General features: G+C 71.6%; 31 protein-coding genes. 16 read left to right on the top strand and 15 right to left on the bottom strand.

What is annotated here, in order from left to right; all coding sequences use genetic code 11:
* Positions 1-29: 29 nt before the first annotated feature.
* From HNR67_RS15900 to HNR67_RS15880, 5 genes are all read right to left on the bottom strand, one after another.
* Positions 30-314, bottom strand: coding sequence for a hypothetical protein (locus tag HNR67_RS15900; protein WP_185002913.1), 285 nt, complete (start codon positions 312-314; stop codon positions 30-32).
* A gap of 104 nt (positions 315-418) precedes the next feature.
* The gene (locus HNR67_RS15895) at positions 419-1,336 is read right to left on the bottom strand and encodes a hypothetical protein (protein WP_185002911.1); all 918 of its coding nucleotides are present in this window, start codon (positions 1,334-1,336) and stop codon (positions 419-421) included.
* A gap of 2 nt (positions 1,337-1,338) precedes the next feature.
* Positions 1,339-1,995, bottom strand: a complete 657-nt coding sequence (locus HNR67_RS15890) for a YdcF family protein (RefSeq protein WP_185002909.1) — start codon at positions 1,993-1,995, stop codon at positions 1,339-1,341.
* Positions 1,992-2,714: a TauD/TfdA family dioxygenase gene (locus tag HNR67_RS44420; RefSeq protein WP_185002907.1), complete on the bottom strand. Its 723-nt coding sequence runs from the start codon at positions 2,712-2,714 to the stop codon at positions 1,992-1,994. The genes HNR67_RS15890 and HNR67_RS44420 overlap by 4 nt, the downstream gene beginning before the upstream one ends.
* Positions 2,704-3,072 (bottom strand): hypothetical protein, encoded by a 369-nt coding sequence (locus HNR67_RS15880; protein ID WP_185002905.1) that lies wholly within the window; start codon positions 3,070-3,072, stop codon positions 2,704-2,706. Before HNR67_RS15880 ends, HNR67_RS44420 begins: the two co-directional genes overlap by 11 nt.
* Positions 3,073-3,331: 259 nt before the next feature.
* On the opposite strand from HNR67_RS15880, the gene HNR67_RS15875 reads away from it, so the two are divergent.
* From HNR67_RS15875 to HNR67_RS15820, 12 genes are all read left to right on the top strand, one after another.
* Complete coding sequence (locus tag HNR67_RS15875; RefSeq protein WP_185002903.1) at positions 3,332-4,093, top strand: pyrimidine reductase family protein; 762 nt, start codon at positions 3,332-3,334, stop codon at positions 4,091-4,093.
* On the top strand, positions 4,090-4,632 hold the full coding sequence (locus HNR67_RS15870; protein WP_312987351.1) for a sigma-70 family RNA polymerase sigma factor: 543 nt from the start codon (positions 4,090-4,092) through the stop codon (positions 4,630-4,632). The genes HNR67_RS15875 and HNR67_RS15870 overlap by 4 nt, the downstream gene beginning before the upstream one ends.
* Positions 4,629-5,216, top strand: a complete 588-nt coding sequence (locus tag HNR67_RS15865) for an anti-sigma factor family protein (RefSeq protein WP_185002902.1) — start codon at positions 4,629-4,631, stop codon at positions 5,214-5,216. Before HNR67_RS15870 ends, HNR67_RS15865 begins: the two co-directional genes overlap by 4 nt.
* Before the next feature lie 94 nt (positions 5,217-5,310).
* On the top strand, positions 5,311-5,775 hold the full coding sequence (locus HNR67_RS15860; RefSeq protein ID WP_185002900.1) for an Asp23/Gls24 family envelope stress response protein: 465 nt from the start codon (positions 5,311-5,313) through the stop codon (positions 5,773-5,775).
* A complete protein-coding gene (locus tag HNR67_RS15855; protein ID WP_185002899.1) occupies positions 5,775-6,062 on the top strand; it encodes a hypothetical protein in 288 nt (95 codons plus the stop codon). Before HNR67_RS15860 ends, HNR67_RS15855 begins: the two co-directional genes overlap by 1 nt.
* Positions 6,063-6,068: 6 nt before the next feature.
* Entirely contained in the window at positions 6,069-6,347 is a 279-nt protein-coding gene (locus tag HNR67_RS15850) for a hypothetical protein (RefSeq protein WP_185002897.1), read from the top strand.
* Positions 6,348-6,364: 17 nt separating this feature from the next.
* The gene (locus HNR67_RS15845; RefSeq protein WP_185010704.1) at positions 6,365-6,544 is read left to right on the top strand and encodes a hypothetical protein; all 180 of its coding nucleotides are present in this window, start codon (positions 6,365-6,367) and stop codon (positions 6,542-6,544) included.
* A complete protein-coding gene (locus tag HNR67_RS15840) occupies positions 6,541-6,894 on the top strand; it encodes an Asp23/Gls24 family envelope stress response protein (RefSeq protein WP_185002896.1) in 354 nt (117 codons plus the stop codon). Before HNR67_RS15845 ends, HNR67_RS15840 begins: the two co-directional genes overlap by 4 nt.
* A gap of 4 nt (positions 6,895-6,898) precedes the next feature.
* Positions 6,899-7,432, top strand: coding sequence for a DUF6286 domain-containing protein (locus tag HNR67_RS15835; RefSeq protein ID WP_185002895.1), 534 nt, complete (start codon positions 6,899-6,901; stop codon positions 7,430-7,432).
* On the top strand, positions 7,429-8,025 hold the full coding sequence (locus HNR67_RS15830) for an Asp23/Gls24 family envelope stress response protein (protein WP_185002894.1): 597 nt from the start codon (positions 7,429-7,431) through the stop codon (positions 8,023-8,025). The genes HNR67_RS15835 and HNR67_RS15830 overlap by 4 nt, the downstream gene beginning before the upstream one ends.
* A 40-nt stretch (positions 8,026-8,065) precedes the next feature.
* Entirely contained in the window at positions 8,066-9,154 is a 1,089-nt protein-coding gene (locus HNR67_RS15825) for an ATP-dependent DNA ligase (RefSeq protein ID WP_185002893.1), read from the top strand.
* 167 nt (positions 9,155-9,321) lie between these two features.
* Positions 9,322-10,884: an alpha/beta hydrolase gene (locus tag HNR67_RS15820; RefSeq protein WP_185002891.1), complete on the top strand. Its 1,563-nt coding sequence runs from the start codon at positions 9,322-9,324 to the stop codon at positions 10,882-10,884.
* A gap of 649 nt (positions 10,885-11,533) precedes the next feature.
* Here HNR67_RS15820 and meaB read toward each other — a convergent pair.
* From meaB to mutA, 3 genes are read right to left on the bottom strand one after another with little or no spacing between them, the layout of a single operon-like run.
* Positions 11,534-12,526, bottom strand: a complete 993-nt coding sequence (gene meaB / locus HNR67_RS15815; RefSeq protein ID WP_185002889.1) for a methylmalonyl Co-A mutase-associated GTPase MeaB — start codon at positions 12,524-12,526, stop codon at positions 11,534-11,536.
* The gene (gene scpA / locus HNR67_RS15810; protein ID WP_185002887.1) at positions 12,526-14,739 is read right to left on the bottom strand and encodes a methylmalonyl-CoA mutase; all 2,214 of its coding nucleotides are present in this window, start codon (positions 14,737-14,739) and stop codon (positions 12,526-12,528) included. Before scpA ends, meaB begins: the two co-directional genes overlap by 1 nt.
* Positions 14,739-16,592 carry a methylmalonyl-CoA mutase small subunit gene (mutA, locus tag HNR67_RS15805; protein ID WP_185002886.1) on the bottom strand — a complete coding sequence of 618 codons (1,854 nt, stop codon included), beginning with the start codon at positions 16,590-16,592 and terminating at the stop codon, positions 14,739-14,741. The genes scpA and mutA overlap by 1 nt, the downstream gene beginning before the upstream one ends.
* Positions 16,593-16,760: 168 nt before the next feature.
* Between mutA and HNR67_RS15800 the strand changes: the two genes are divergently transcribed.
* Positions 16,761-19,106, top strand: a complete 2,346-nt coding sequence (locus HNR67_RS15800) for a glycosyl hydrolase family 95 catalytic domain-containing protein (protein WP_185002884.1) — start codon at positions 16,761-16,763, stop codon at positions 19,104-19,106.
* 9 nt (positions 19,107-19,115) lie between these two features.
* Positions 19,116-19,583, top strand: a complete 468-nt coding sequence (locus HNR67_RS15795; RefSeq protein WP_185002883.1) for an AAA family ATPase — start codon at positions 19,116-19,118, stop codon at positions 19,581-19,583.
* Positions 19,584-19,645: 62 nt separating this feature from the next.
* Here HNR67_RS15795 and HNR67_RS15790 read toward each other — a convergent pair whose 3' ends face one another.
* Both HNR67_RS15790 and HNR67_RS15785 read right to left on the bottom strand, forming a co-directional pair.
* Positions 19,646-20,113, bottom strand: a complete 468-nt coding sequence (locus HNR67_RS15790) for a GNAT family N-acetyltransferase (protein WP_185002881.1) — start codon at positions 20,111-20,113, stop codon at positions 19,646-19,648.
* Between the two features lie 63 nt (positions 20,114-20,176).
* Positions 20,177-21,565, bottom strand: coding sequence for an alpha/beta hydrolase (locus tag HNR67_RS15785; protein ID WP_185002879.1), 1,389 nt, complete (start codon positions 21,563-21,565; stop codon positions 20,177-20,179).
* A gap of 111 nt (positions 21,566-21,676) precedes the next feature.
* Between HNR67_RS15785 and HNR67_RS44415 the strand changes: the two genes are divergently transcribed.
* Both HNR67_RS44415 and ald read left to right on the top strand, forming a co-directional pair.
* Complete coding sequence (locus HNR67_RS44415) at positions 21,677-22,474, top strand: FMN-binding negative transcriptional regulator (protein WP_312987347.1); 798 nt, start codon at positions 21,677-21,679, stop codon at positions 22,472-22,474.
* A 91-nt stretch (positions 22,475-22,565) separates the two neighbouring features.
* Positions 22,566-23,684 carry an alanine dehydrogenase gene (ald, locus tag HNR67_RS15775; protein ID WP_185002878.1) on the top strand — a complete coding sequence of 373 codons (1,119 nt, stop codon included), beginning with the start codon at positions 22,566-22,568 and terminating at the stop codon, positions 23,682-23,684.
* 35 nt (positions 23,685-23,719) lie between these two features.
* Here ald and HNR67_RS15770 read toward each other — a convergent pair whose 3' ends face one another.
* From HNR67_RS15770 to HNR67_RS15750, 5 genes are all read right to left on the bottom strand, one after another.
* Positions 23,720-24,685 (bottom strand): MBL fold metallo-hydrolase, encoded by a 966-nt coding sequence (locus tag HNR67_RS15770; protein WP_185002876.1) that lies wholly within the window; start codon positions 24,683-24,685, stop codon positions 23,720-23,722.
* A gap of 112 nt (positions 24,686-24,797) precedes the next feature.
* Positions 24,798-25,382, bottom strand: coding sequence for a hypothetical protein (locus HNR67_RS15765; protein ID WP_185002875.1), 585 nt, complete (start codon positions 25,380-25,382; stop codon positions 24,798-24,800).
* Positions 25,383-25,454: 72 nt separating this feature from the next.
* Positions 25,455-26,027, bottom strand: coding sequence for a hypothetical protein (locus HNR67_RS15760; protein ID WP_185002873.1), 573 nt, complete (start codon positions 26,025-26,027; stop codon positions 25,455-25,457).
* Positions 26,024-26,530 carry a hypothetical protein gene (locus tag HNR67_RS15755; protein ID WP_185002872.1) on the bottom strand — a complete coding sequence of 169 codons (507 nt, stop codon included), beginning with the start codon at positions 26,528-26,530 and terminating at the stop codon, positions 26,024-26,026. The genes HNR67_RS15760 and HNR67_RS15755 overlap by 4 nt, the downstream gene beginning before the upstream one ends.
* A 43-nt stretch (positions 26,531-26,573) precedes the next feature.
* On the bottom strand, positions 26,574-26,783 hold the full coding sequence (locus HNR67_RS15750; protein WP_185002870.1) for a hypothetical protein: 210 nt from the start codon (positions 26,781-26,783) through the stop codon (positions 26,574-26,576).
* Between the last annotated feature and the right edge of the window lie 68 nt (positions 26,784-26,851).

Raw genomic sequence — 26,851 nt, 5'->3', positions numbered from 1 at the left:
CCGGCAGCGTAACCGGAAAGCCCCGGCCCTCAATGCAAGGCAGCCCACAACAACAACTGCCCGGCCAAGGCCGCCACCAGCAGGCCCAGCAACGCCGCGGCCACCCCGGTCGGCACCGGCCGCCGCACCGCCACCCGGTCCAGCAGGGCCAGCGCGACCCCACCGACCACCAGCCCACCCAGGGCCACCGCCACCGCCACGAGCAGCCCGAACGCGGGACTCAACCCCACCGCCCCGGCCACACAACAGGCCAGCAGCACCCCGGCCGCCGGCAACAACGAGTCCGATCGCTTCGTCCGCCTGGTCTCATCCACGGGCACCGCCCCCGACGTCAGTGTCGAAACCTCTCACCCTGGATACGAGCAAAACACGGTGCCCGGACCGGTCACCGGTGGTCCTTGTCACATCGTGACCTGGCTCAGACCCGGAAGGTGAGCAGCGCCCCGCGCACGTCCGCCTGTTCCACCGCCACCGCCAGCGCGCCCAACTGCCTGCGCTGCCCGGCCAGCCCAGCGCCCTCGGCCGCCTGGGTGGCCAGCCGGATCAGCCGCCGGGCGGCCGGCACATCCCCGTGCAGGCACCGCAACTGGGCGAGGTTCTTCAGGAAGGAGATCCGGGAGATCAGCGTGCTGGCCGGGCGCACCGCGGCGAAGGCGCGCACGAACTCGCCTGCCAGCTCACCCGCGGCCGTGACGTGCCCGGTGTTGGTGAGGAACTCCAGCACGCGCTTGACCGTGCGGAAGTAGTCCAGCGGCCGCTCCATGCGGTAGTCCGCCGCACCGGCGAGCAGTTGCAGGTGCAGGCGGTGGTCCTGCGACAGCATCACCTGCTGCCGGATCACCGGGATGTAGTCGGCCGGCTCGGCCAGCCGCGCGATCGACCGGTCCCGCCTGGCCTGCCCGAGCAACTCGGTGTATCCGCTCAGATCGCCACGGGCCTTGGCGCACACCGACATCAGCCAGTGCCAGTTGATCAGCCCGCTCGCCACCACCGCGGGCAGGGCGCACGCCTCGAATTGCCTGCGCGCCCGGCCCAGATGCCCTTCGGCCCGGCACACATCCGCCGCGCCGGAGCCGATCGCCAGCGCCATCTCGGCGAGGAACAGGTGCAGCACCCCTACCCCGGCGCAGCCGCGCACGGGCAGCCCGGCGGCGTAGCCGGTGACGCTCTCGCCGAACCGCAGGCACAGCGCCGGATCTCCGGTGCGGCGGTAGAACTCGCGCACCCGGCGGTTCTCGGTGGCGAAGAACAACTCGGCCACCTGGGCGCTCGCGGCGATCCGCTCGGTGACCTGACGGCTCACCAGCAACGGCACCGGCGACAGGTCGTCCAGCACGGCTAGTCGCGGATGACGAACTGGTCGAACCCGCCTGCCGCCAGCCGTTCGTAGGCCTGCCACACCGGTTCCGGGATCTCCACCGGCGACTGGAAGCCCCGCACCGCGTACAGCCGGAGTCGTTGCAGGTCCCCGACCATGAGGTTGATCATGCGGTCCAACGGGGTCTCCGCGCTCGGATACGCCCAGGCCGTCCCCAGCGGCGGCCGGGCCGACCAGTGCAGCTCGGGCCAGCGCACCGCCGCGGTGGCCAGCGCCCTGCGGGCCATGTACGGCTTGCACACGATGATGCCGCTTGCCGGGCTGAGCCCGTGCTCGGCCACCAGCTTCCGCGAGTAGTCGAAGTTGTCGCCGGTGTTCGTCGAGTTCTCCTCGAGCAGGACCCGGTCGGCCGGCACCCCCCGCGCCCGCATCGTCCGCGCGTACCGCACCGCCTCGGTCTCCTGCCACTGCCCGCCGGTGACCTTGCCCGCCCCGCCGGTGACCACCGCCAGCGGCGCGGCGCGGTCCAGGTACAGCCCGGCGGCGTGCTCGGCGACCCGGAGGTCGTGGCTGCCCAGGACCAGCAGCAGGTCGGCGGTGACCTCGCCGGAGTCGAGCAGGTGGAACTCCCACAGCAACTCGATGTCCCGACGGTCCTGCGGGCTGAGATCGCTCATGTCGCTCTTTCTCGGTAGGGGTTGTCGTGGCCACGGCCGAAGATCTGGCCCAGCAGCCTGCGGCGGTCCGGGCGTAGCTCCCGCTGGCCCGGCCCGAGCGGTGTCTTGCCGTGCACCCAGCGGTGCTGGTCGATCAGCACGGCCTGCCCGGCGCGCAGCGGCAGCAGGATCCGGCACGCGGCCAGTTCGGCGGCCAGGTGGTCCAGCGCCGTCTGCACCTCGGGCTCCGGGTGCCGGAGGTGGTGGGTGTAGCGGAACGGCCAGTGCGGGTCGTGGTCGAGCACCGCGAACGGATTCACGTCCAGCCCGATATTGATCAGGTTCTCCACCCGCCCGTCCCGGAACTCCCGGCGCCGCAGCAGCCGCCGGTCCCTGGCGGAGAGATTCTCGGCGGCCGCGGCCGGGGCGAGCACGGTCACGCCGCCGCCCCGAGGGTCCGGCCGGTGGCAGCAGAGCCCGACCAGGTCTGGCGGGTTGTGCGCGTTGACGAAGTCCAGGTGCAGCGGGGAGGCGCCGACGCCCTCGGAACGTTCCGGCGCCCGATCGGTCCGCACGCCGATCTCCCGCCACCGGCCGATCCCGGCGAAGACCACTATCGGTTCGGCCAGTTCACCCAGTGCGCGCTCGACCCGATTCCGGGCGGCCTCGTCGGAGACTTCGCCAGGTTCGGCCGCCAGCAGCGCGTATCCGGTCGAGCGCAGTGCCGAGTCACTGATCACCGCCCACCCCCTTGCGTGCGTTCTTCAGTCTTTTGCCGAGCCGGATCCGCATCACCACCACTCCGGCGGTCACCAATCCGAGCATCACCACAAAAATGACGCCGGACAGTGACACCGGCTGCCCACCGGTGATGACATTGGTGAAGAACCCGACGATTCCGCCGAGCAGGCACCACATCATCGAGTCGAACAGCGCCCGATCGGACTCGGCGTCCCGCAGCCGGTCCAGCGAGTGCTGGGTGACCAGCCGGACCGTCAGCTCCTCCCGGTTCGGCAGCACGATGGGCGCGCTGGAACCGGGATGGATCGGGTCACCACCGAAATTGTGCCGGATCAGTTCGGCGATGTACTGGTCCACCTGGTTTTCCGATTCCCCCGTTGCCACACCCAATGTTACCCACACTTGCGCATGCCAATAAATACGGTCAAATCCACCAGAAACAACGAGTCCGGAATTTTGCCACTACAAATACTTCTAGTCCGGGTGACATTGGCAATTTTCCGCCCGATTCGGCGAGAAGGCTCAGCCCATTGATCCGAACGCCGTCGCCCGCGGTGACGAACCCTTCCCACCTCCCACCGAGCGCCCCCACCACGCCGCGTGCTCAGATAGACCCGTGGATTGGCTCTGGCCCTCGGACTCCCCCGCCGTCGCGACCCCCGCGGACGCGCGCGGGCTGGAAGCGCGTTACGCCTACCCCGAGGACCTGGCGCGGCCCTGGGTCCGGGTCAACTTCGTGTCCAGTGTGGACGGTGCGGTGACCGTGGACGGGCGGTCGCGCGGGCTGGGCACCGAGCTGGACAAGGAGATCTTCCTGCTGTCCAGGGATCTGGCCGATGTCATCCTGGTCGGGCTGCGCACCGCGCTGATCGAGGGCTACGCGGGAGCCAAACCGGGGCCGGAGCGGCAGGCGCGGCGGGCCCGGCACGGACTGTCGCCGACGCCGCCGATCGCGCTGGTCACCGCCAGTTGCGCGCTGGAGCCGGACTCGCCGTTGCTCACCGACACCCGGGTGCCGCCGCTGGTGTTCACCTGCGCGAGCGCGCCGGCGGCCCGGCGCCGGGCGGTGGCCGGGGCTGGGGCCGAGGTGGTGCTCACCGGCGAGGACGAGGTGGATCTGGCGCGGGTGCTCGCCGAGCTGGACGAACGCGGGATGCGGCGGGTGGACTGCGAGGGTGGGCCGACGTTGTTCGGCTCGATGATCGCCGCGGACCTGGTGGACGAGCTGTGCCTGACCGTCTCGCCGCTGCTGGCCGCGGGCGACGCGGCCCGGATCGCGCACGGGGCGCACCCGGACCGGCCACTGCCGCTACGGCTGGTCTCGGTGCTGCACGAGGAGCACGCATTGTTCCTGCGCTACCTGCGGGACCTACCGTGACCAGGGCAGACACCGAACTGCTGGCCGCGGCGGCCCGTGGCGACGACGCCGCCTTCGACGATCTGGTCCGGCGGCACACCACCCGGATGTACCGGATCGCGTTGCGCATCGTCGGCGATCCGGCCGAGGCCGAGGACGTGGTGCAGGACGCCTGGGTCTCGGCCTGGCGGGGGCTGGCCAAGTTCCGTGGCGAGGCCGCGCCGACCACCTGGCTGTTCCGGGTCGTCACCAACACCGCCCTGGCCCACCTGCGCAGACGCCAGCCGACCGTACCGCTGGATGGCACCGCCGAGCCGGTGATGACCGATGTGGCCGCCGATCCGGAGCGGGCCGCGCTGCGCAACGAGCAGACCGACCTGGTGCTGCGCGCCATCGCCACCCTGGAACCCAGCCAGCGGGTGCCGCTGGTGCTGCGTGAGCTGGAGGAACTCAGTTACGAGGAGGTCGCCGAAGTCCTGGACGTGCCGGTGCCGACATTGCGCTCGCGCCTCTACCGGGCCAGGGTGGCCTTGCTCGCCAAGTTGGAGGAACTGCGATGACCGGAGCTGACGCGGTCCTGCCGTGCGGCCGTCTGCGCGGCGACCTCCTCGCGCTGGTCGTCGACGGCGAACTGGAACCCGCCGACACCGAACTGGCCACGCACGCCAGGGACTGCCCGCACTGCCAGGCCGAACTCGGCGCGCTGGACGGCCGCTGGGGCGCGGTCCGGGCCGCCGCCCAGGCGCCGGTGCCGGTGCCGGACGGGCTGGCCGCGCGGATGCTGGCCGGGGTGCGCGGACTGCGCGGCACCTTCTCCGCCGCCGACGCCGAACTCGACCAGGGCGACGGGCGGCTCACCGTCTCCGCCCGCGCGGTGCTGACCCTGGCCCGCCAGTTCGCGGTGGACGCGGTGCACGAGCTGCCGGGGGTGCACCTGCGCGGGCTGACCGGCGACGGCGCGGCGATCACGGTGGCCATCTCGGTGCGCTACGGCGTGGCCGCCGACCTCACCGCGCTGCGACTGCGGCAGACCCTGCGGTCCCGGCTGGCCGGTTCGCTCGACGCGGCCGCGCCGGAGGTGATCGTCGAGGTGGTGGACGTGCTGCCACCCCGACCGGGTATCGGACTTCCCCAGTTCGAGTGACAAACCGCGATGCGGTGGATCCAGCGGGCATCCGAACCGATGTCAGGTGAAGGACGAACACCTGACGTCGTAGCCGATGCGAAGGAGTCCCCTCATGGCGCAGTCCACCACCGCCGAGTCCGTGCCAGCCGCCCGCGGCGGCGCCACACCGGCCCGGTTGGCCGATGACACGTCGCAGGGCAAGACCACCATCTCCGCCTCGGTGGTGCAGAAGATCGCCGGCATCTCCGCAAGGGAGATCTCCGGGGTGCACGCGATGGGCGGCGGGGTCTCCCGCGCGTTCGGCGCGCTGCGCGAGCGCATCCCCGGCGGCGGCACCTCGGCCACCTCCGGCGTGCAGGTGGAGGTCGGTGAGAAGCAGGCCGCGATCGACCTGGACATCGTGGTCGAGTACGGCGCCTCCATCGTGGACCTGGCCAAGGCGGTGCGCCGCAACGTGATCACCGCGGTGGAGCGGATGACCGGCCTCGAGGTGATCGAGGTCAACATCGCGGTCAACGACATCCGGCTGCCCAGCGAGGACGACGAGGGCGGTCCGGACGGCTCGCGGGTCGAGTGATGACCGCCGAACTGGCGGACCGGATCGCCGAGGTCGTGCTGACCCACCCGAGCGTGGTGTCCCTGCACGGCGGCGCGTACGGCGCGGTGCTGTCCTACCTGCCAGGCCGCAAGGTCATCGGGGTGCGCAGCACCGGCGCCGGCGAGCCGGTGGAGGTCGGCGTGGTGCTGCGGATCGGCGAACCACTGCCGGACGTGGTCAGCGAACTGCGGGACCGGGTGCGTCAGGTGACCGGCGCGGTGCCGGTGGACATCACCGTGGTCGACGTGCTGGAGCCCGGCGAGTAGGAGCCGATGGTGCAGACCGGCGGTGAGCCCCCGGCGGATCGGGCGGCCTTCCGCGAGTTCGTCCGCAAGCACCACCCCGATGTCGGCGGCGATCCGGTCCTGTTCGCGGCCGTGGTCGAGCAATACCGGCGACGGCAACGGGAGCAGGGCGAGCCGGAGTCCGAAGTGGACGATCGGTTCGCCGGGCCGGTGGAGTTCGTGGTGACACCGCGGGGAATCCGCGGTATCGCCACCCGGATCGGCCGGTGGCGGGCCAGACGCAGGCGCCCGCCCCGGGTGAGCTAGAGGAAGCAGGTTCGATGATGAACGGCACCCAGACCGGCCTGCTGGCCGGGCTCGTCCTCGGCGCGGCAGGCGCCCTCGGCGGGTTCACCGCCTTCCTGATCACCCTGCTGGTCGGCGCGATCGGCCTGGTCGTGGGCCGGGTCCTGGACGGCGAACTGGACCTCGGCGAGCTGATCGGCCGCGGGAAGGACCGGTGAGCCAGGAGGATCCGGGCGAGCGCGGCGGGCTGAGCATCGACCCCGGCGTGCTGCGCAAGGTGGTCGAGCACAGCGCCGACGGTGTGCCTGGCACCCTGCGGGTCCCCAGGAAACTGGCCGGGCTCGGGCTCGGCGAGCACGGGTCGAGTGCGCGGATCACCCTGTCCGGCAACGAGATCGACGTGCGACTGGATCTCGCGCTGTGCTACCCGGCCCCGGTTCGGTCCACTGTGGACGCGGTGCGGGTGGCGGTCGGCGACGAGGTCGAGCGGATCACCGGGTACCGGGTGCGCGTGGTCGATGTGACCGTCTCCGCGCTGCTGCCGGAGACCAGGGCGAGGGTGGAGTGAGACGATGCGGCTGATCGTGCGACTGCTGTCGACCCTGCTCGGGCTGGCCCTGGCCGGCGCGGGCGGGCTGCTCGCGGTCGAATTCGCCTGGGCCGCCTGGAAACCAGGGCAGTCCGCGCTGGTTCCGTGGCGGGACTGGGCGGAGCGGCTGGGTTCGGTGGACTGGACCGCGACGCCGACCCGGCTGGTCGCCGGCGGGCTGGTGCTGCTCGGGCTGATCCTGCTGTGGGTGGCCACCGGCGCGCGGCGGCGTGATGTGCGGCTGGCCGATCCGGCGCCGGAGGTCACCGTGACCACCTCGCCGCGTTCGCTGGCCCGCCTGGTCGGCACCAGGGTGCGGGCCGAGGACGGGGTGCACGCGGCCACCGTGACCGCGTCCAGGGCGAAGGTCCGGGTGCGCGCGTCCAGCCGGTTGCTGGCCAAGGACGAGCTGCGCCCCAAGGTCCTGGAGGTCACCAGGACCGTGGTCACCGATCTGCCGCTGCCGCGCACGCCCAAGGTGTCCGTGGTCGTGGCCTCGCCGAAGGAGCGCCGATGAGCACCCGATCCACGGCCGCGGTGGCCCGCTCCGCCCGCGCCGAACGCGTGCTGACCGGCGGCGCCGGGGTGCTCGCGATCCTGCTCGGCGCGGGCGCGCTGGTGCTCGGCCTTGGCTGGCTGGGCACGGGGCGAGCGGCGCGGCCGGTGCTGGACCCGATGATCCGGGACTGGCTGCTGGCCAACCGGCCCTGGGTGCTGGGGGCCGGCATCGCGCTCGGCGTGCTGGTGTTCGTGCTGGGGCTGCGCTGGGTGGTGCGCTCACTGCGGCCCGAATCCCGCCCTGACCTGCGCATCGACGGTGCCGGACCGGGGCGGGTGACGATCACCGCGGCCGCCTTCGCCGAGGCCGTGCGCACCGACGCGGCCAGGGTCACCGGGGTCAGCCGGGCGCAGGCGCGGCTGGTCGGCAGCACCGAGCGGCCCGCGTTGCGGGTGCAGCTGTGGCTGGCCGAGGGCACCGATGTGCGCGCGGTCTGGCAGCAGCTCGACGAGACCGTGCTCGGCCGCGCCAGGGAGTCCCTCGGGGTGGACGCGCTGCCCACCGCGGTGCGCCTGGAACTGGACAGCGCGCGCCGCCGCCGGGTCAGGTGAACCGCTGCGGACCCCGCCGCGAGCGGTCATGATGGCCGGCATGACGCTGCCGCTGACCCCGCCCGTCCAGCCCATGCTGGCCAGCCCGGTGGACGAGGTGCCCGACCGCGACGGCCTGCTGTTCGAGCCGAAGTGGGACGGGTTCCGCTGCGTGGTCTTCCGTGACGGCGACTCGGTGTTCCTGCAGTCCCGCTCCGGCAAGGACCTGGCCCGCTACTTCCCGGAGGCGGTGGCCTTCCTGCGCGCCGAACTGCCGGACCGGGTGGTCCTCGACGGTGAGCTGGTGGTCGAGGTGGGCGGTGAGCTGGACTTCGACGCGCTGACCGAACGCATCCACCCGGCCGCCAGCCGGGTCACCCTGCTCGCCGGGCAGACCCCGGCCCGGTTCATCGCCTTCGACCTGCTCGCCCAGGGCGACGAAGTGCTCCTCGAACTGCCCTTCACCGACCGGCGGGCCCGGCTGGAAGCACTGTTCACGCAGGTCAAGGGCGATCGGGTACACCTGACCCCGGTGACCGCCGAGGTGGCCACCGCCCGCGAGTGGTTCACCCTGTTCGAGGGCGCCGGGCTGGACGGGCTGATCGCCAAGCCCGCGGCCGCGCCGTACGCGCCGGGCAAGCGCACCCTGTTGAAGATCAAGCACGCCCGGACCGCGGACTGCGTGCTGGCCGGACTGCGCTGGCACGTCAAGACCGAACCGGGCACCGCGGTCGGCTCGCTGCTGCTCGGCCTGTACGACGACCACGGCGTGCTGCACCACGTCGGCGTGATCGGCGCCTTCCCTGCCGCGCGGCGCAAGGCCCTGGTCGAGGAACTCGCCGAACTCCGCGAGGGCGCCGAGGACGCGCACCCCTGGCTGACCGGCGAGTCCGAGGGCCAGCGCCTGCCCGGCGCGATCAACCGCTGGCGCAGCAACGAGGCCACCTGGATCCCGCTGCGCCCCGAACGCGTGGTCGAGATCGCCTACACCCAAACCGAAGGCGGCGCCCCCGCCCGCCTGCGCCACAACGGCCAATTCCTCCGCTGGCGCCCCGACCGCGAGGCCACCTCCTGCCGCTACGACCAACTCGACCAGCCCGCCCGCTACAACCTCGACTCAGTCCTCTCCGGCGAAGTCAAACCCGCCTGACCCCACCCCGCCGTGTTGGCCGTTCTCGTACGCCGTGTTGGCCGTTCTCGTACGCCACGTTGGCCGTTGTCGTACGCCAGGTTGGCCGTTGTGCGCGTTCACCCCGGCCTCACCCCTGGCGTGCCAAGCTGCGACGAGCCTGCCAGCAGACCTTGGGGAGATCATCAGTGCCGCGCCGTCGAGCCTCCATCAGCGTCGGCGCGATGGCCGTGGTCTGCACGCTGGCCCTGTCCGCCTGCGCGGTCGGCCCCTCTGATCGTCCCGCGGTCGCGCACGATGGCGCCGGCGCCGGTGGACCCGGGCAGCCGACCACCTCCGCGCCGCAGAAGCCGATCCCGCCGCTGACCGAACCGCAGGACAGCGCGCTGTCCTGGACCGACTGCACGGACACGGTCAACCGCAAACTCGGTGGTGTCAACGGACTCCGGGTGGGCTGCGCGAAGCTGAGCACCACGCTGGACTCGCCGACCCGGCCCGGCCGGGGCAGCAACCGGGTCCAGCTGACCAAGATCGGCGACGGCAAGCAGCCGCTGGTGGTGCTCAACGACGCCCTTGGCGAGCCCGGTTCGCTGTACGCGGTGCGGCTGGCCGGGCAGCTGCCCAAGGAGATCCTGGACGTCTACCACCTGATCGGCGTCGACCGGCGCGGCACCGGCGACTCCGACGGCGTGCGCTGCGTCAACCAGCCCTCGCGCACCGCGATGGTCGGCTTCGACCCGGCGGTCACCGACGCCGCCACCCTGGGCCAGCTGCTGGACACCACCAGGGACGCCGCCCAGGAATGCATGCTGGACCTGGACGAGCAGCTCGGCGCCTACGACACCTGGCGGACCGCCAACGACATGAACTCGCTGCGTGAGGCGCTCGGCGTGCCCCGGCTGAACGCGGTGGCCCGCGGCGACGCCTCCCGGGTGCTGACCGCCTTCGCCGAGCGGTTCAGCAACGAGGTGGGCCGGTTCGTGCTGGACGGCTCCCCCGACCCCAGCGTGGACGCCGTCGGCCAGGCCGAGGCCCGCGCCTCCGGCCTCAAGGACACCTTCGCCGCCTTCACCGCCGACTGCGCCACCCGGGGCTGTGCCCTGGGCGCCGCCCCCGACCAGGTGGTCACCGCGGTGCTGGACAAGCTGCGCGCCCAGCCGGTGCGCGGCGCCCGGATCACCTTCCAGGCGGGCACCGCGTTGCGCGCCATCGCGGCAGGCCTGGCCGACCGCCTGCGCTGGCCCGAACTGGCCGACGCGATCGTCAAGGCCAGGGACGGCGACGTCAGCGGCCTGGAGAGCTTCGTCATCCCGCTGTGGAACGGCCCCGACCGCGACATGATCAGGCTTGACGGCGGCCTGGTGACCACCTGCAACGACACCACGACCCGGGTCGACCCGGCCCGTGCGGCCACCCTGGCCCAGGAGTGGTCGGCCAAGTACCCGATCTTCGGCGCGATGAGCGCGCACGAGCTGGCCTGGTGCATGCCCTGGCCGGTGCCCGCGCAGCCGCTACCGGTGCCGAGGGCGCCCGAGGCGCCGCCGATGCTGGTGCTGGGGACGGAGAAGGACGCGATCACGCCGTTGCCGGGTACGACGAAGACGGCGGAGGCGCTGGCCTCGGCGGTGCAGGTCAACTGGCAGGGCGCGGGTCATGGCGCGTTCGCGAAGTCGGCGTGTGTGAACGAGGCGAGCAGGCTGTTCCTGGTCGAGGGCAAGGCCCCGACGAACGGAACGGTGTGCCCCCCGTGACCGGGTGACACACCGTTCGGCTCGGTTGATCAGCAGTGGGTTTGGTCAGCAGTTGGGGCAGCAGTTGTCCCCGCAGCCGGTGCACTTGGCGCAACAACCACAACCTGCCATAGCAGCCTCCGATGATCGCATGCTGTGCCTGCTCAACTACGGTAAGCAACTTTCGTGTTCAGTTCGTACCGCCAGCAGCGTGATGCGGGTGCTCGAAGTGGTGAGTTGCGTCCTCAGGGCTTCGAGCGAAGATCAAGATCAAGGGCGTCCTCGCCGGACGGGCAGGAATCAAAGGATGGGGGGAGGTTCAAAGTCACAGGCAGAGAGCAGTGCTCGTGCGGTTCCCCATCCCCGTCAGCCTTCCGATACCAAACCACATCCTGGGCGCGCAGACCCCTGCGGTTGGGAAGCTAGGGCGGCGGCGGGTTGCGGGTCCGCGCGCCCAGGATGCGGTGTGTCCTCTCCAGGCTGACGGGGATGGGGAACCGCTCAGGTGGGGTTTGAAAAGCCACCCCGGCTGCCTGTGTGCGGGCTTCGCCCGGTCGCGGGGCGTCAGAACCGCCTAGCCGCAGCGTTCCCGGGCTTCGCCCGCCTGCCCCCAGCACTCACCGCTTCGGGCTTCGCCCGCTTGCCCGTAACGCCTGCCTCGGGCTTCGCCCTACTCCCCGCTCCCCTGAAAAGTCTCCAGAATCCGTTGTGCCGCCTGGGCCGGAGTCATCGTGCCCTCCGCCACCTGACTGGTCAGCTCCGGCGCCAGCTCCCGCACCCCCGGATGCCCGTGCAGGTCATGCAGCAACCGGTCATGCACCATCGCCCACGTCCAGCCCAGCAACTGGTTGCGCCGCTTGGCATCCAGGTCGCCGCTGGCCGAAAGCTGGTCCCGGTGCCGGATCACTTGCGCCCACACCTCGTCCACGCCCTGGTCGTCCCGGGCGCTGCAGGTGAGAACAGGGGTGTCCCAGGTGGAATCCGGTGCGCGCAGCAGCCGCAGGGCGCCCGCGAGTTCCCGGGCGGCTCGGGCGGCTTCCTTGGCGTGGTCGCCGTCGGCCTTGTTGACCGCGATGACGTCGGCCAGCTCCAGGACGCCCTTCTTGATGCCCTGCAGCTGGTCGCCGGTGCGGGCCAGGGTCAGTAGGAGGAAGGTGTCGACCATGTCGGCGACGGTGACCTCGGACTGGCCTACGCCAACGGTTTCGACCAGGACCACGTCGTAGCCCGCCGCTTCCATCACCACGATGGTTTCCCTGGTCGCCTTGGCGACCCCGCCCAGGGTGCCCGCGGTGGGGCTGGGGCGGACGAAGGCGTTGGGGTCGGCGGAGAGGCGGGTCATCCTGGTTTTGTCGCCCAGGATGCTGCCGCCGCTCTTCGTGGAGGACGGGTCTACCGCGAGCACCGCCACCCGGTGGCCTTGGGCGGTGAGACTGCTGCCCAGGGCGTCGATGAAGGTGGACTTGCCCGCGCCGGGGACGCCGGTGATGCCTGCTCGTCTGGCCTTGCCGGCGTGGGGTTGCAGCTCGGTGAGCAGGGTCTGGGCGGCGACCCGGTGGTCGGCGCGCCTGGACTCGACCAGGGTCACCGCGCGGGCGACCCAGGCCCGGTCGCTGGCAAGGACTCCTTCGGCGTACGCGCCGATGTCGATGGGGCCGCGCATCAGCTCTGCTGGCGGTCGGACAGGACCTGCAGCAGGTCCATGGCGGCGTCGGCGATCACCGTGCCCGGCGGGAAGATCGCGGCGGCCCCGGCGGCGCGCAGCTCGTCGAAGTCCTGGGGCGGGATGACGCCGCCGACCACGATCAGGATGTCCTCGCGGCCCAGGGTCTCCAGTTCCTGGCGCAGCGCGGGCACCAGGGTGAGGTGTCCGGCGGCCAGGCTGGAGACGCCGACGATGTGCACGTCGGCCTCGATCGCTTGCAGGGCGACCTCGGCGGGGGTCTGGAACAGCGGGCCGACGTCCACGTCGAAGCCCAGGTCGGCGAAGGCGGTCGCGATGACCTTCTGGCCGCGGTCGTGGCCGTCCTGGCCCATCTTGGCGACCAGGATCCGCGGCCTGCGGCCCTCGGCCTCCTCGAACGCCTCGGCGGCCTTGCGGGTGCGGTCGATGTTGCTCACCGCCCCGGCCTCCTCCCGGTAGACCCCGGAGATCACCCTGATCTGACCGGAGTGACGACCGTATACCTTCTCCAGCGCGTCGGAGATCTCCCCGACGGTGGCCTTGGCCCTGGCGGCGTTGATGGCCAGTGCCAACAGGTTCTGCTCCAGCCCCGGCCCGCGCCTGCCCTCACGGGCGTCGCCAGCGGCCTTGGTGAGAGCGTCCAAAGTGGACTGGGTGACCGCGCCGTCGCGTTCCTCGCGCAGCCTGCGCAGCTTGTCCACCTGCTGGGCGTACACGCCCTTGTTGTCCACCTTGAGCACCTCGATCGCCTCATCCGCGGTGACCCGGTACTTGTTGACGCCGATCACCGGCTGCCGTCCGGAGTCGATCCGCGCCTGGGTACGGGCCGCGGCCTCCTCCACCCGCAGCTTCGGGATGCCCTCGTCGATGGCCTTGGCCATCCCACCGGCGGCCTCGACCTCCTCGATGTGGCTCCACGCGCGGCGCGCCAGGTCGTAGGTCAGTCGTTCCACGTAGTTGCTGCCACCCCAGGGGTCGATCACCCGCGTGGTGCCGGATTCCTGTTGCAGCAGCAGCTGGGTGTTGCGGGCGATGCGCGCGGAGAAGTCGGTGGGCAGCGCCAGCGCCTCGTCCAGGGCGTTGGTGTGCAAGGACTGTGTGTGGCCCTGGGTGGCCGCCATCGCCTCCACGCAGGTGCGCACCACGTTGTTGAACACGTCCTGCGCGGTCAGCGACCAGCCCGAGGTCTGCGAATGTGTGCGCAGGGACAGCGATTTGGCGTTCTTCGGGTCGAACTGCTTGACCAGCCTGGCCCACAGCAGCCGGGCCGCACGCAGCTTGGCGACCTCCATGAAGAAGTTCATCCCGATGGCCCAGAAGAAGCTCAGCCGCGGCGCGAACGCGTCGATGTCCAGCCCGGCGCCCTTGCCCGCGCGCAGGTACTCCACCCCGTCGGCCAGGGTGTAGGCCAGCTCCAGGTCGGCGGTGGCCCCGGCCTCCTGGATGTGGTAGCCGGAGATGGAGATCGAGTTGTACCGGGGCATCTTCTGCGAGGTGAAGGAGAAGATGTCGGAGATGATCTGCATCGAGGGCTGCGGCGGGTAGATGTAGGTGTTGCGGACCATGAACTCCTTGAGGATGTCGTTCTGGATGGTCCCGGCCAGCTGCTCCGGCGCCACCCCCTGCTCCTCGGCGGCCACGATGTAGAGCGCCAGCACGGGCAGCACCGCGCCGTTCATGGTCATCGACACGCTCATCTTGTCCAGCGGGATGCCGTCGAAGAGCTGGCGCATGTCGTAGATCGAGTCGATCGCCACGCCTGCCATGCCGACATCGCCGGGCACCCGGGGGTGATCGCTGTCGTAACCGCGGTGGGTGGGCAGGTCGAAGGCCACCGACAGGCCCTTCTGCCCGGCGGCCAGGTTGCGGCGGTAGAAGGCGTTGGACTCCGCGGCGGTGGAGAAACCCGCGTACTGGCGGATGGTCCAGGGCTGGTTGACATACATCGTCGGGTACGGCCCGCGCAGGAACGGCGCCATGCCCGGGTAGGTGCCGAGGAAGTCCAGGTCGGCGGTGTCCGCGGCGGTGTAGAGCGGGTTGACCGCGATGCCCTCCGGCGTGTCCCACACCAGGTTCTCGGCGTCCTTGCCGGTGGCCTCGGTGAGCGCGGAACGCCAGCCTGCCGGATCGGTGGCGGCGGCCGGACTGCCCAGTTCGACCCGGCCGAAGTCCGGAATCAGGTTGCGCGGCATCAGAAAGCCACCCCCAGTTCGGAGAGCGTGCCGCGGAGGACGCCCAGCGCGTCACACCCGGCGAAGATGTAGTCGTCGATACCGGCGGCCTTGTCCGACTCGGCCCGCTCACCGGGCTTGCCCGCGAGCCAGATCCGTTGCGCGCCTGCGGCTTTGAGTGCCTCGGCGATCGGGGCGGCGTGCTCGGCGTATGCCTTGTCGTTGCCGCACAGGCACACCACGCTCGCGCCACTGTCCTTGAACGCGGCCGCGATCTGCGCGGCGTCGGTGCCCGGACCGCTGTCCGGGGTGGCGATTCCGCCGGCCTGGAACAGGTTTCCGGCGAAGGTGGACCGCGCGGTGTAGGCCGCCACCGAACCGATGGTGGCCAGGAAGACCGTGGGCCGCTGCGGCGCGTTGTCCGCCGCGGTGCGCAGGTCCTCGAAGTCCTGGGCGTAGCGCACCCGGGGCAGGCCGCCGGTGGGCGGGGCCGGGTTCGGCTGCCGGACCGGCAGCTTCTCGGTCAGGTTCGGGAACTCGCTGACGCCGGTGATCGCGTCCTTGCGGTGCGCGATCCGCTTGGCGCGCTTGGCCTGGGTGGCGGTGAGCCGGGACTCGATCAGCCCGTCGGCCAGCGCGGTCTCGAACCCGCCGGCGCGCTCGATCTCGGTGAAGAAGGCCCAGGCCGCGGTGGCCAGGTCCTCGGTGAGCCGCTCCACGTACCAGGAACCGCCCGCCGGGTCGATCACCCTGGCCACGTGCGACTCCTCCACCAGCAGCGACTGGGTGTTGCGGGCGATCCGCCGGGCGAAGTCGTCCGGCAGGCCGAGGCAGGCGTCAAATGGTTGCACGGTAACGGAATCCGCGCCGCCGACACCGGCGCCGAAGCAGGCCAGCGTGGTGCGCAGCATGTTCACCCACGGGTCGCGGGCGGTCATCATCGCGGTGGAGGTCACCGCGTGCTGCCGCTGCGCGGGTTCGCTCGCCTGGCAGACCTCGCCGACCCTGGCCCACAGCCTGCGGGCGGCGCGGAACTTGGCGATGGTCAGGAACTGGTCCGCGGTGGCGGCGTAGCGGAACTCCAGCTGACCGAAGGCGGCGTCGATGTCCAGCCCGGCCTCGGTGAGCGCGCGCAGATAGGCGGTGGCCACGGCCAGCGAGGCGCCCAGCTCCTCCGCGTCCGAGCCGCCCGCGTCGTGGAAGACGGTGGCGTCCACGGTCAGCGCGCGCAGCCCCGGGTACTTCGCGGCGACCCTGGCGGCCAGCGCCGCGGCGGCTGGCACATCGGTGTCCGCGCCGGTGCGGGCGCGCAGGCCGAGCGGGTCGGCGCCCAGATTGCCGGTGAGTTCGGTGTCGGCCACCCCGCGCTGGGCGGCCAGCGCGAACAGCGCCTCCGCTGCCGCCTCGGTGTCCGCGCCCGCGTCCAGCACGATCGGCGCCAGGTCCAGGTACACCCCGTCCAGCACCTGGGGCAGTGCGGCGATCGGCAGTGCGTCCCCGCCCAGGGTCAGCCAGAGCGAGCTGACCCCGCTCTCCAGATCGGCCAGCACGGCCTCGCGGGCGGTGGCCGGATCGGGGTGGCTGTGCCGCTGCCGGATGTCCCAGCCGCCGGCGACCGCGCCCTCCGGCCTGCTGCCCCGGGTATAAGGCGCCAGACCGGGCAGGCCGGTCTGCGGCGCGGCGTCGTCCCGGGTGTAGAGCGGGTTGACCTTGATGCCGTCATATGTGGTGCGAGAGAGCCTGGATTCCGGGAACTCCGGCAGCTCTGTCACGCCGGATTTGCGGAGCACGCCCGCGACCAGCTCACGCCACTGCTCCAGCCCAGGCTGCGGGAACTCCGCGGCCAGGGAGAGCTGCTCGCCAGGCAACGTCATGCAGCGGATCGTAGTCAGGATGCGTCGCCTGAAACCCCTAGTCGTGGGCCGACCCACCCCTGACTTTTTCAGTCATCGGATGACTGGGGTGCGGTTCAGGTCCGTGAACTGGGAATACCCTGAACGAATCATACCAAAGTGCAGGTAAACATCGTATGATTCGCCCCCATGTCACCCCTTTCCAGGCGACGTTTCCTACACCGTGGTTCGGCCGCCGCCGGACTCGTGACTCTCGGCGCAGGCTGGACCAGCGCCGCGACCACCGCATGGGCCGAACCCTCCGCCGAAGCGTTCGGGCCCAAGAACGTGCACCGCGACATCGCTCGGGACGCCCGCATGCTCTGGCGGAAACTCCCCGGCAGTTGGCAGGACGCCCCGTTCCTGGCCAACGGCTTCCTCGGCGTCCAGGTCTACCGTGGCGCGACCGCGAGCCAGTTGCGGTTCATGCTCAGTCACAGCGAGGTGCAGGACCAGCGTCCCCAGTGGGAGGCCGCGGTCGGCCTGTCCCGGCTGCCGATCGGTTACCTGACCCTGACCCTGGCCGGCGAGGTCACCGCGGTCGACTGGCAGCTGGACCTGTGGGACGCCGAGCTGTCCGGCACGGTCACCACCACCGCGGGCAGCCTGAGCTTCCGCGCGCTGGTGCACAACGACCGGGGCGTGCTGCTGGTCTCGCTGACCCCGAGCGCGGGTGAGGAGGCGGCCGCGTGGGGCTTCACCGCGATGCCGTCCAAGACCACCCGCCAGATCCGCATCCCACCCGACTACACCGCCAACCCGGACCCGCGCACCGGCAGCTCCACCGGGGTGTCCTTTGTGGAGCAACCACTGCACGCGGGCGGCGGCTACACCACCGCCTGGCAGGAGAAGCGGGTCGGCACCACCCGGCTGCTGGCCGCCACGGTCGCCTACGGCTTCCCGCGGAAGACCTCCACCGGGGACGCGGTCACCGCGGTCCGGCACGCCCTGCTGCTCGGCCTCGACCCGCTGGTCTTCGCCCACCGCGCCTGGTGGCACCGCTTCCACACCCGCAGCCTGGTGTCCGTGCCGGACAAGTGGGTGCAGCGGTTCTACTGGATCCAGCTGTACAAGATGGCCTGCGCCACCAGGGAGAACGCCCCGGTCACCAGTGAGTGGGGGCCGTGGTTCCCCGAGGGCGGCGGCAGCTGGACCGCGGTCTGGTGGAACCTGAACGTGCAGATCACCTATCCGTTCGCGGGCATCGCCAACCACCCCGAACTGGACGCGGTGACCGCCACCTTCCGCAAGCACCACAAGAACCTCGAGTTCTCGGTGCCACCGGAACTACGCGATGGCGAGACCTACGCGCTGGCCCACCCCGGCGACCGCACCCTGCGCTCCGGCGGCCCCAAGCTGGGCGCGCAGATCCCCGGCAACGCCACCGTCGGCCGCCCCGGCACCAGCACCAAGACCGACCAGACCGGCAACCTGATCTGGGGCCTGCACAACGTCTGGCTCAGCTACCGGCACAGCATGGACCGCCGGATCCAGCGCGATGTGCTCTACCCGTTGCTGCGCAAGGCACTCAACTTCTACCTGCACTTCCTCAAACCCGGCGCGGACGGCCTGCTGCACCTGCCGCTGACCCGCTCGCCCGAGTTCGCCGACGCGGTGGACGCCACCTACGACCTGTCCCTGATCCGGTGGGCCGCCCGCACCCTGCTGGAGACCACCCACGAACTGCGGATCGAGGACCCGCTGGCGCCGCGCTGGCGCGAGGTGCTGGCCAAGCTGGTGCCGTATCACCGCGGTGACCAGGGCGTGCTGGTCGGCGAGGGCGTCACGCTCAGCGGCTCGCACCGGCACTTCTCGCACATGCTGTGGTTCCACCCCCTGCGCGAGATGACCTGGGAGACCGGCGACCGGGACCTGATCCGGCGCACCTTCGAGCACTGGACGCACGACCGCTCGGCCTGGGCCGGGTACAGCTACCCGGCGGCGGCGATGATGTCCGCGCTGATGGGCGAGCCGGACCAGGCCATCGGCCACCTCCGGCACCTGCTCGACGGCAACGTGATCGGCGTGGCCAGGCTGACCCCCAACACGATGTACGTCGAGGGCAACAACCTGGCACTGGAAAGCCCGCTGTCCGCGGCCGAATCAGTGCTGCACCTGTTGCTGGACAGCGGATCCGGCGTGCTCAAGGTCTTCCCCGCGGTCCCGACGGCCTGGCGCGAGGCCGCCTTCGACAGCCTGCGCGCCCAGGGCGCCTTCCTGGTCGACGCCTCCCGCCGGGACGGCGCCACCGAATGGGTCCGCGTGCACAGCGAGGCAGGCGAACCCCTGGTCCTGGAACACGGCATCCCCGGCGACCTGGACGTCCGCACGCCCCTCGGCCGCAAGCTCCAGTGGCGCCAGGTGGCCCCCGGCCGGATCTCGGTGGCCCTGCGCCGCGGTGAGACGGCGATCATCACCCGCCGCGGGCACAAGCCGGACCTGCGCCCGCGCGATGTGCCGGCCAACGCCGCGGCTCCGCAGTGGGGGCTGCCCTAACCTGGGGATATGGCGAAGGTCCTGATCACCGGCATGTCCGGCACCGGCAAGTCCAGCGCGCTCGAACTGCTGGCCGAGCGGGGACACCGCACCGTCGACACCGACACCGAGGCGTGGAGCCACTGGGTCTCGGATGAGGACGGCGAGCCGGACTGGGTGTGGCGGGAGCAGGCCATCACCGAACTGCTGACCGGCCACGGGGAGGGCGACCTCTTCGTGGCCGGCTGCAAGTCCAACCAGGCCGACTTCTATCCCCTGTTCGACCACATCGTGCTGCTGTCCGCCCCAGCCGAGGTGCTGCTGGCCCGGATCGCGGCCCGCACCACCAATCCCTACGGCAAGACCCCGGAGGAACGCGCCGCGATCCTGGAGCACCTGGCCTTCGTCGAGCCGCTGCTCCGCGAGTCGGCCACGCTGGAGATCAACACCACCGCACCACTGGCGGAAGTGGTGCGACAGCTGGCATTTCTCACCTGATCGTGCGACAAATCCGCCAACCTTGCCAGCCCGGCACAGCGCAGGCTGGCCACATGCGACAGCTACCCCGCCACCCGGACCATCACCCGCTCCACCACACCCTCGTCCTCGAAGGTCCCGGTCTCGACGAACCCGTGCCGCCGGTACAGCGCGGCCGCACTCTCGTTGTCCGCCATCACATCCAGCGTGACCCGGTGCGCGCCGCGCTCCGCCGCCCACCGGACCACCGCCTCGATCAGCGCGTCCCCGACCCCGCGGCCGCGGGCGAACGGGGCCACCCACATCGAGCGCAGCTTCGCGGTCCCGGCCCCGGCCAGGGTGGCGCTGACCATCCCGGCGTCGCGGCCGTCCAGTTCCGCGACCAGGTTCAGGTCCGCCTCGGCCAGCCGCCCCTCCCAGCGAGCCGCCGGCACCTCCAGCCACTCGGCCAGATTCGTGCCGAACGCCTGCGGCGCCTCGGTCAGCGCGGCCAGCCGCAACTCCCGCCACCGCGGCCAGTCCGCCACGGCCAACTCCACCAGTCCGATCATGGCCCCTGACCCTCGTCCAGCCACCGGGTGGCGGCAACCCGATTTCCGCCCACCGCGGTCAGCTCACCGGCAGGTCAGGCCCTCCGGTGGCAGCGCCCCGCCCACCAGGTACTCCGTCACCGGCCGGTCCACACACCTGTTGCCCTGCAGGTAAATCGTGTGCTGGTCGGCCTCGAAGGTGAGCAGTCGCGCGCGCAGTGCCTCCGCCAGTTTGATCCCCCAGGCATGCGGCGTGGCCGGGTCGCCTGTGCTCGACACCACCACTACCGGCGGCAGGCCGTCGACCTTGGGGCGGTGCGGGGTGGAGGTGTGCGGGACGGCCCAGAACGCGCAGGTGTCCAGCACCGCGGGGTCGCCCTTGAGCTTGCTCCGATCCTTGGTCGGGGGTGAGTCCACGCAGTTCACCGCGGTGAGCGCGGCCTGGCTGGCGTCGTAACCGCCGTCCGGGCGGCGGCCGAGGAACTCGTCGGCGGCGGCCAGCAGGTCGGTGCCGTCGCCCGCCTTGAGCGCGTCCAGGGCCTCGGTCAGCCGGGGCCAGTTGGCCGAGGAGTAGAGGAGGTGGTCCACCGCGCCGGTGACGTCGTCGGCGGAGAGCTTGCGGTCGCCGACCGGCAGCGGGCGGGTGCGCAGGGGTTCGGTCAGCGCGTCCAGGCGGTCCTGGGCCTTGGCCGGGCTGGTGCCGACCGGGCAGCGCTCGCGGGCCGCGCAGTCCTTGGCGTAGCTGCGGAAGGTGGCCGCGAAGCCCTCGCCCTGCTCCGAACCCGAGGCCACCCCGTCCAACTCGAAGGAGGAGGCGCCATCGAGCACCATCGCCCGCACGTTGCCGGGGTATGCCTCGGCGTAGGCGGTGCCGATCTGGGTGCCGTAGGAGAAGCCGACGTAGTTCAGCTTCTGCTCGCCCAGCGCGGCACGCAGCAGGTCCAGGTCGCGCACCACATCGCGGGTGCCCAGGTTGGCCAGTTCGGTGCGGCCGGTGCGTTCGGCGCACTTGTCCGCGAGGTCCTTGTTGCGGGCCTCCATCCGGGCCACACCGTCCGGAGTGGACAGATCCACGTACTCCAGGCGTTGCGCGTCCTGCTCGGGTCCGGTCAGGCAGCGCAGTGCCGGTTCGGAGGCGCCAACGCCCCTGGGGTCGAAGCCGATCAGGTCGAACCGGGCGGCCACCTCGTCGCCGCGCTGGGCGAGGGTGCCGCCGAGGTCGGCGAGGGAGGCCATGCCGGAGGCGCCGGGGCCGCCGAAGTTGAACACCAGCGCGCCGATCCGGCGGGCCGGGTCGGTGGCGCGCTGGCGGAGCAGGCCGAGGCGGATCTTGCGGCCCGCCGGGCTGGCGTGCTCCAGCGGGACCTCCAGCGCGGCGCAGTCCAGCGAGCGGTCGAAGGCGGCCTTGCGCTCGGGGTCACCGGCGAACGGCGCGCAGTCGCCCCAGACCAGACCCTTGGCTGTGGTGACCACCGGACCCGGCTCCGGTGTGGCGCAGGACACGCAGGCGAAGGCCAGCAACAGATAAGTGGCAGACGTCTGTCCATATCGGACAGTCTTCGGCCCGGCCGGACCGCCCGGCAAGTGCGCGCGGCCGACTCTCACCACATCAGCACAGGAGTCGAACAAACCATCCGAGTGGCCATCCGAACGGGCGAGGGGAGTGGCCCTGTCCCGGCCCGGCCGGAGCGCGCAGGCTGGCGGGGTGTTGAACCATCCCTGGGACGCCGCCGAGTCCGACGAGCAGTGGCGGTCCTTCCTGTCCGGGCACGACTTCGGCGAGCTGATCGCGCCCGGCCGCGGCCGGGACCTGCCGGTGGTCGTGCCCACTCCACTCACCTACGACGAGCCGGCCACCGTCTGGCTGCACCTGGCCGGCCCAACCACCGTTGGCTGCACCTGGCCCGGCCCAACCCGGTCTGGGGCGCGCTCACCGAGCACCCGCGCTGCCTGCTGGTGGTCACCGGCGAGATCGCCTACGTGCGCGCCGACTGGAACTCCGCGCCCGAGGCCGACCCGGCCCTCGGCGTGCCCACCTCCTACTACGCCACCGTGCAGCTGGAATGCGATGTCCGGATCGAGGACGACCCGGCGGCCAAGGCGGCCATCCTGCGCCGCCAGCTCGCGCACTTCGAGCCGGACGGCGCGCGCACCCCGGTCTCGGCCACCGAGAACCCCGACCGGCGGCTGCTGCCCGGCATCCGGGGCCTGGAACTCACCGTCACCGGGGTGCGGGCGAAGTTCAAGTTCGGCGGCAACAAGCCGGTCGAACAGCGCGAACGGGTGGCGGCAAGATTCACTCAGCGTGAGGCGCCCGGGGACCTCGCGGTGGCGGATCGGGTGCTCCGTAGGAGTGATGGTTGTCCGATCAGCACTAAGTGATCATGGAATGTTGTCGGTGGATGCCAATGACGCACGCCACGCGGGGGCCTGACCATCGGTTTAGCCGCAGTCACCCACGAGGAGTCTTGCCATGAGGATCGGCGTTCCCCGCGAAGTGAAGAACCACGAGTACCGAGTCGCGATCACTCCGGCCGGTGTGCTCGAACTGGTCCGTCATGGCCATGAGGTCTTCATCGAGCATGACGCGGGCGCCGGTTCGGCCATCGCGGACATCGAATACGTCACGGCGGGCGCCAAGGTGCTGCCCACCGCCGACGAGGTGTGGGCCATCGCGGACATGGTGCTCAAGGTCAAGGAGCCCATCGCGGAGGAGTACCACCGCATGCGGCCCGGCCAGCTGCTCTTCACCTACCTGCACCTGGCCGCGGACCGCGCCTGTACCGACGCGCTGCTGGAGCGCAAGGTCACCGGTGTCGCCTACGAGACCGTGCAGCTGCCCTCCGGCGCGCTGCCGCTGCTCGCCCCGATGTCCGAGGTCGCCGGTCGCCTGGCCACCCAGGTCGGCGGCGAGACCCTGATGAAGTCCCGCGGCGGCCGCGGCGTGCTGCTGGGCGGCGTGCCCGGTGTGCACCCGGCCAAGGTGACCGTGCTCGGCGCGGGCGTCTCCGGCATGAACTCGATCGCGATCGCGGTCGGCATGGGCGCCGACGTCACCGTGCTGGACCTGTCCGTGGACAAGCTGCGCGCGGCCGACTCCTACTACCAGGGCCGCCTGACCACCGTGGTGTCCAACGCCTACGAGGTCGAGCGCGCGGTGCTGGAGGCCGACCTGGTGGTCGGCGCGGTGCTGGTGCCCGGCGCCAAGGCGCCAAAGCTGATCAGCAACGAGCTGGTCAAGCGGATGAAGCCGGGCGCGGTGCTGGTGGACATCGCCATCGACCAGGGCGGCTGCTTCGAGGACTCCCGGCCGACCACGCACGCCGAGCCGACCTTCGCGGTGCACGACACCCAGTTCTACTGCGTGGCGAACATGCCCGGCGCGGTGCCGCGGACCTCGACCTTCGCCCTGACCAACGTGACCCTGCCGTACGCGATCGCGCTGGCCAACAAGGGCTGGCAGCGCGCGCTGACCGAGGACGCCTCGCTCGCCCTCGGCCTGAACACGCACGACGGCCTGCTGACCAACGCCGGTGTCGCCGAAGCGCACGACCTGCCGCTGACCGCGATCGCCGACGTACTGGCCGGCTGATCACCTCAGCCCGGCTTCCTGGTCCCAGCTCCTAGCTAACTTCCCTGGAGCTGGGACCAGACTTCTTGGTCCCGTTCCGCGGTCCAGATCACCGGTCGTTCCACCCCGGACAGCTCGTCCCACAGCCTGGCCACGTTGAACGGCAGGCAGTGCTCGAAGATCGGCCAGCCGCCGTAGCGCCCGGCCAGTGCGGCGTGCGCGGCGTCGAATGCCTCCTTGAGGCTGCCGTTGCGCACATGCGCCGCGGCCACCTGGGCCTGCAGCACCTGCAGGAAGTGCCGGGTCTGCGCGATCGCGGCGTCCACCGCCTCCCGCCCGCGGGCCACCGCGCCACGCCCGCCCACCAGCACCTCGGCCCGCAACGCGGCCACGGTGTCCAGAGTGGACGATGCCCAGTCCCGGTGATAGGCGTCCCCGGTGTAGAGCGCGGCCTGGGATTCCACCAGGTCACCGGCGAACAGGATCCGCTGCCGCGGCAACCAGGCCACCAGGTCGCCTTCGGTGTGGCCGCGGCCGCAATAACGCAGTTCCAGGTCACCGCGGTCGCCGCCGAGCGGGATGGTGAGCCGGTCGGAGAAGGTCAGCGTGGGCCAGGTGAGCCCGGGGATGGTCTCCGGTTCCCGGAACAACCGGGGCATCCGGGCGAACTCCGAGGCCCAGTCCGCCTCCCCACGCTCGGCGATCAGCGCCCTGGTGTGCTCGTGCGCCACGATCACCGAGGCGTCGAAGGCACTCGCGCCGAGCACCCGCACCGCGTGGTAGTGGCTGAGCACCAGGTACCGCACGGGTTTGTCCGTGTGCTCGCGCAGCCGGGCCAGCCACCCCCTGGCCGCCGCGGGCGTGGCCATGGCCTCGAAACAGACCAGGAAGTCCTCGCCCTCGATCGCGCCCACGTTGGGATCCCCGGCCGCGGTGAGCGCGTACACCCCGTCCCCGAGCACCTCCAGGGTCTGTTCCTTGGGCGCCAGGTCGGCGGCGGAGGCGAACGGCTTGCCGGACATGCGGACCTCCCTGCTCAGCATCCGAGCCGCAGCCTAGGGGACATGCCCCCGGTCCCGGTGTCCGCCAACGGGTCAGGGGTGGGCGACCGGCGAAGCCGCCCGCACCCGCCGCTCAGCCGCGCAGCACCCGCTTCGGCAGCCGCACCTTGGACCCGTCGATCCAGCGCAGCACGTTCCAGTGCACCGACGGCAGCCGGTCGAACCGCCCCTCCCAGACGACCTCGCAGCCCTCCGCCACCGGCCGCACCAGCGCCATCCGGGAAGACGCCCACACCAGCCACAACCCAGGCTGCCCCTGCACCGCGTCGGCGAACTGGATCGCGGCCTGCCGCGGCTTGCCGATCACCACCGAACAGCGCCGCCGGTACCAGGGCGCCACCAGCCGCCACAGCGCGGACAGCATCCGCGGCAGCAGCATGACCAGCCAGAACAGCACCGAGATCAGCGCGGCGAACAGCGTCTCGAACACCCCGTCCAGATCCACCATGTCCAGCGGGTCGGGACCTTCCGGGTCCTCGGAGTGCCGCCGCGCCCCGTCCCGGGTGCGGCCGCGCACGTAGTACCGCAGCCGCACCTCGCCCACCGCCGAGACCCGCGCCGGCTCCCGCCAGGCGCCGCGCACCCACTCCCGCACCCGCTGCTCAGCCTCGACGCCCTCCGGCGCGTCCCCCGCGACCACCAAGCCCCCCAACGCCATCCTCCCCAGTCAGCCGAGTCCCCCAGTCACCTACCAGGACACCGGCGGCCCCACGAAGGTTGCCGGGGTCGCTCAGCCGTCCAGCGTGCCCGCGGGCAACCGCACCCGGGAGCCGTCGGCCCAGCGCAACGCCCGCCGCTCGATCCGCGGCGCCGACTCACCCTCGCCCTGCCACAACGGCTGGCACCATTTGGGCCGGACGTGCAGCAACGCCATCCGCTGCCCGGTCCACACCAGCCACACGTCGTCCTGCCGGTTCGCCGCGTCCGCGAACCGCACGCCGAGCTGCCGGCTCCGGCCGAGCACGGTCGCGGTCCGCCGCGCCGCCTGCCTGCTGACCAGCCGCAGCAGCAGCCAGACCAGCCGCGCCCCCAGCAGCAACACCCACAGCAGCGCCGAGACCACCGCCGCGACCAGCAGCTCACCGAGTCCGGTGGCCTCACCCAGCGGCGCGGCCACCATCTCCTCCGCGCCGCCGGACCCGGGCTGGTCGGGGTTGCGCGCCGAGCCGTCCACCCGCCGCCCGTGCACGTGGTACCGGAACCGCATCTCCCCCAGCGGCACCGCCCGCGCGTCCTGCCCCCACTCGCGGTGCGCCCACTCGGCGACCTCCGCCGCCCGCCGGGCCGCGATCTCGGGCTTCACGCCGGTTCCCGTTTGATCCTGGCCCGCTCGGCCCGGTCCGGCGGCAGCACCACCCGGCCGCCGTCGGGCCAGATCACCGCGAACTGCCGGGTGGCGAACTGGGCCTGGCCCTGCCACACGATCCGCGGCCCGCCGCCGTCCACCACCAGCAACGCCACCCGCCCCGGCGTCCAGCCCAGCCACAACCGCCTGCGCACCCGCCGCGCCGCGTCCGCGAAGCCCACCGCGGGCGAGGCCGGCGGCGCGGTCACCGTGCCGCGCCGCAGGTCCAGGTCACCGTCGCCGTCCAGCACGAGCTGCACCAGCACACCGGCGAAGCGGACCAGGTTCCAGGCGAGCCTGCGCAGCCGCCGGGTGCCGATCACGGTCCCGTCGCTGCGCCGTCCCTTGACCCGGAACTCGGGCCGCACCTTGCTGATGTGCACCACCCGCACCGGTTCCCGCCACTGCCGGGACAACTCGGCCCGCACCTGCTCGCGGACGCCCGCCGCCACCTTCACCATGAAAGAACCCCCAGTTCCGGCGGAGATCCTACCGGGATGGGGGCTAGCACTCCTCGGCGTCGACGTCCTGCCGCAGGTGGTACTCCCAGCCGTGTTCCTCGCTGTGCCGGAGGTCGTAGTGGTGCACGATCTTGGGCCCCTGGTGCAGGTGGACGTGGGTCACCGTGGCCAGTGCGGCTGGACTGGCGGAGGTGAACGTCTGCCACCGGCCGTCCAGGGGACCGCCGACGAAACGCGCCAGGAACGTGTGCACCGGGTCCTTTCCACCGTTGCGGCGACAAGTGTCTTCCCAACAGTATGCCGGTGGGTGCCAACGTTGGC

The sequence above is a fragment of the Crossiella cryophila genome, assembly GCF_014204915.1.
Classification (GTDB): Bacteria; Actinomycetota; Actinomycetes; order Mycobacteriales; family Pseudonocardiaceae; genus Crossiella; species Crossiella cryophila.
Note: the sequence above shows the minus strand (reverse complement) of the source record. Positions and strands in the feature narration are given on the sequence as shown.

Bases quoted from the DNA above. Each gene is read 5' to 3' on its own strand.
- mutA (WP_185002886.1), bottom strand. From the start codon at position 16,592: ATGACGTTGCCTGGCGAGCAGCTCTCCCTGGCCGCGGAGTTCCCGCAG.
- HNR67_RS15865 (WP_185002902.1), top strand. From the start codon at position 4,629: ATGACCGGAGCTGACGCGGTCCTGCCGTGCGGCCGTCTGCGCGGCGAC.
- HNR67_RS15790 (WP_185002881.1), bottom strand. From the start codon at position 20,113: ATGATCGGACTGGTGGAGTTGGCCGTGGCGGACTGGCCGCGGTGGCGG.
- ald (WP_185002878.1), top strand. From the start codon at position 22,566: ATGAGGATCGGCGTTCCCCGCGAAGTGAAGAACCACGAGTACCGAGTC.
- HNR67_RS15795 (WP_185002883.1), top strand. From the start codon at position 19,116: ATGGCGAAGGTCCTGATCACCGGCATGTCCGGCACCGGCAAGTCCAGC.
- HNR67_RS15835 (WP_185002895.1), top strand. From the start codon at position 6,899: ATGCGGCTGATCGTGCGACTGCTGTCGACCCTGCTCGGGCTGGCCCTG.
- HNR67_RS15830 (WP_185002894.1), top strand. From the start codon at position 7,429: ATGAGCACCCGATCCACGGCCGCGGTGGCCCGCTCCGCCCGCGCCGAA.
- HNR67_RS15825 (WP_185002893.1), top strand. From the start codon at position 8,066: ATGACGCTGCCGCTGACCCCGCCCGTCCAGCCCATGCTGGCCAGCCCG.
- HNR67_RS15755 (WP_185002872.1), bottom strand. From the start codon at position 26,530: ATGGTGAAGGTGGCGGCGGGCGTCCGCGAGCAGGTGCGGGCCGAGTTG.
- HNR67_RS15770 (WP_185002876.1), bottom strand. From the start codon at position 24,685: ATGTCCGGCAAGCCGTTCGCCTCCGCCGCCGACCTGGCGCCCAAGGAA.
- HNR67_RS15850 (WP_185002897.1), top strand. From the start codon at position 6,069: ATGGTGCAGACCGGCGGTGAGCCCCCGGCGGATCGGGCGGCCTTCCGC.
- HNR67_RS15765 (WP_185002875.1), bottom strand. From the start codon at position 25,382: ATGGCGTTGGGGGGCTTGGTGGTCGCGGGGGACGCGCCGGAGGGCGTC.
- HNR67_RS15890 (WP_185002909.1), bottom strand. From the start codon at position 1,995: ATGAGCGATCTCAGCCCGCAGGACCGTCGGGACATCGAGTTGCTGTGG.
- meaB (WP_185002889.1), bottom strand. From the start codon at position 12,526: ATGCGCGGCCCCATCGACATCGGCGCGTACGCCGAAGGAGTCCTTGCC.
- HNR67_RS15860 (WP_185002900.1), top strand. From the start codon at position 5,311: ATGGCGCAGTCCACCACCGCCGAGTCCGTGCCAGCCGCCCGCGGCGGC.
- HNR67_RS15855 (WP_185002899.1), top strand. From the start codon at position 5,775: ATGACCGCCGAACTGGCGGACCGGATCGCCGAGGTCGTGCTGACCCAC.
- HNR67_RS15845 (WP_185010704.1), top strand. From the start codon at position 6,365: ATGAACGGCACCCAGACCGGCCTGCTGGCCGGGCTCGTCCTCGGCGCG.
- scpA (WP_185002887.1), bottom strand. From the start codon at position 14,739: ATGCCGCGCAACCTGATTCCGGACTTCGGCCGGGTCGAACTGGGCAGT.
- HNR67_RS15800 (WP_185002884.1), top strand. From the start codon at position 16,761: ATGTCACCCCTTTCCAGGCGACGTTTCCTACACCGTGGTTCGGCCGCC.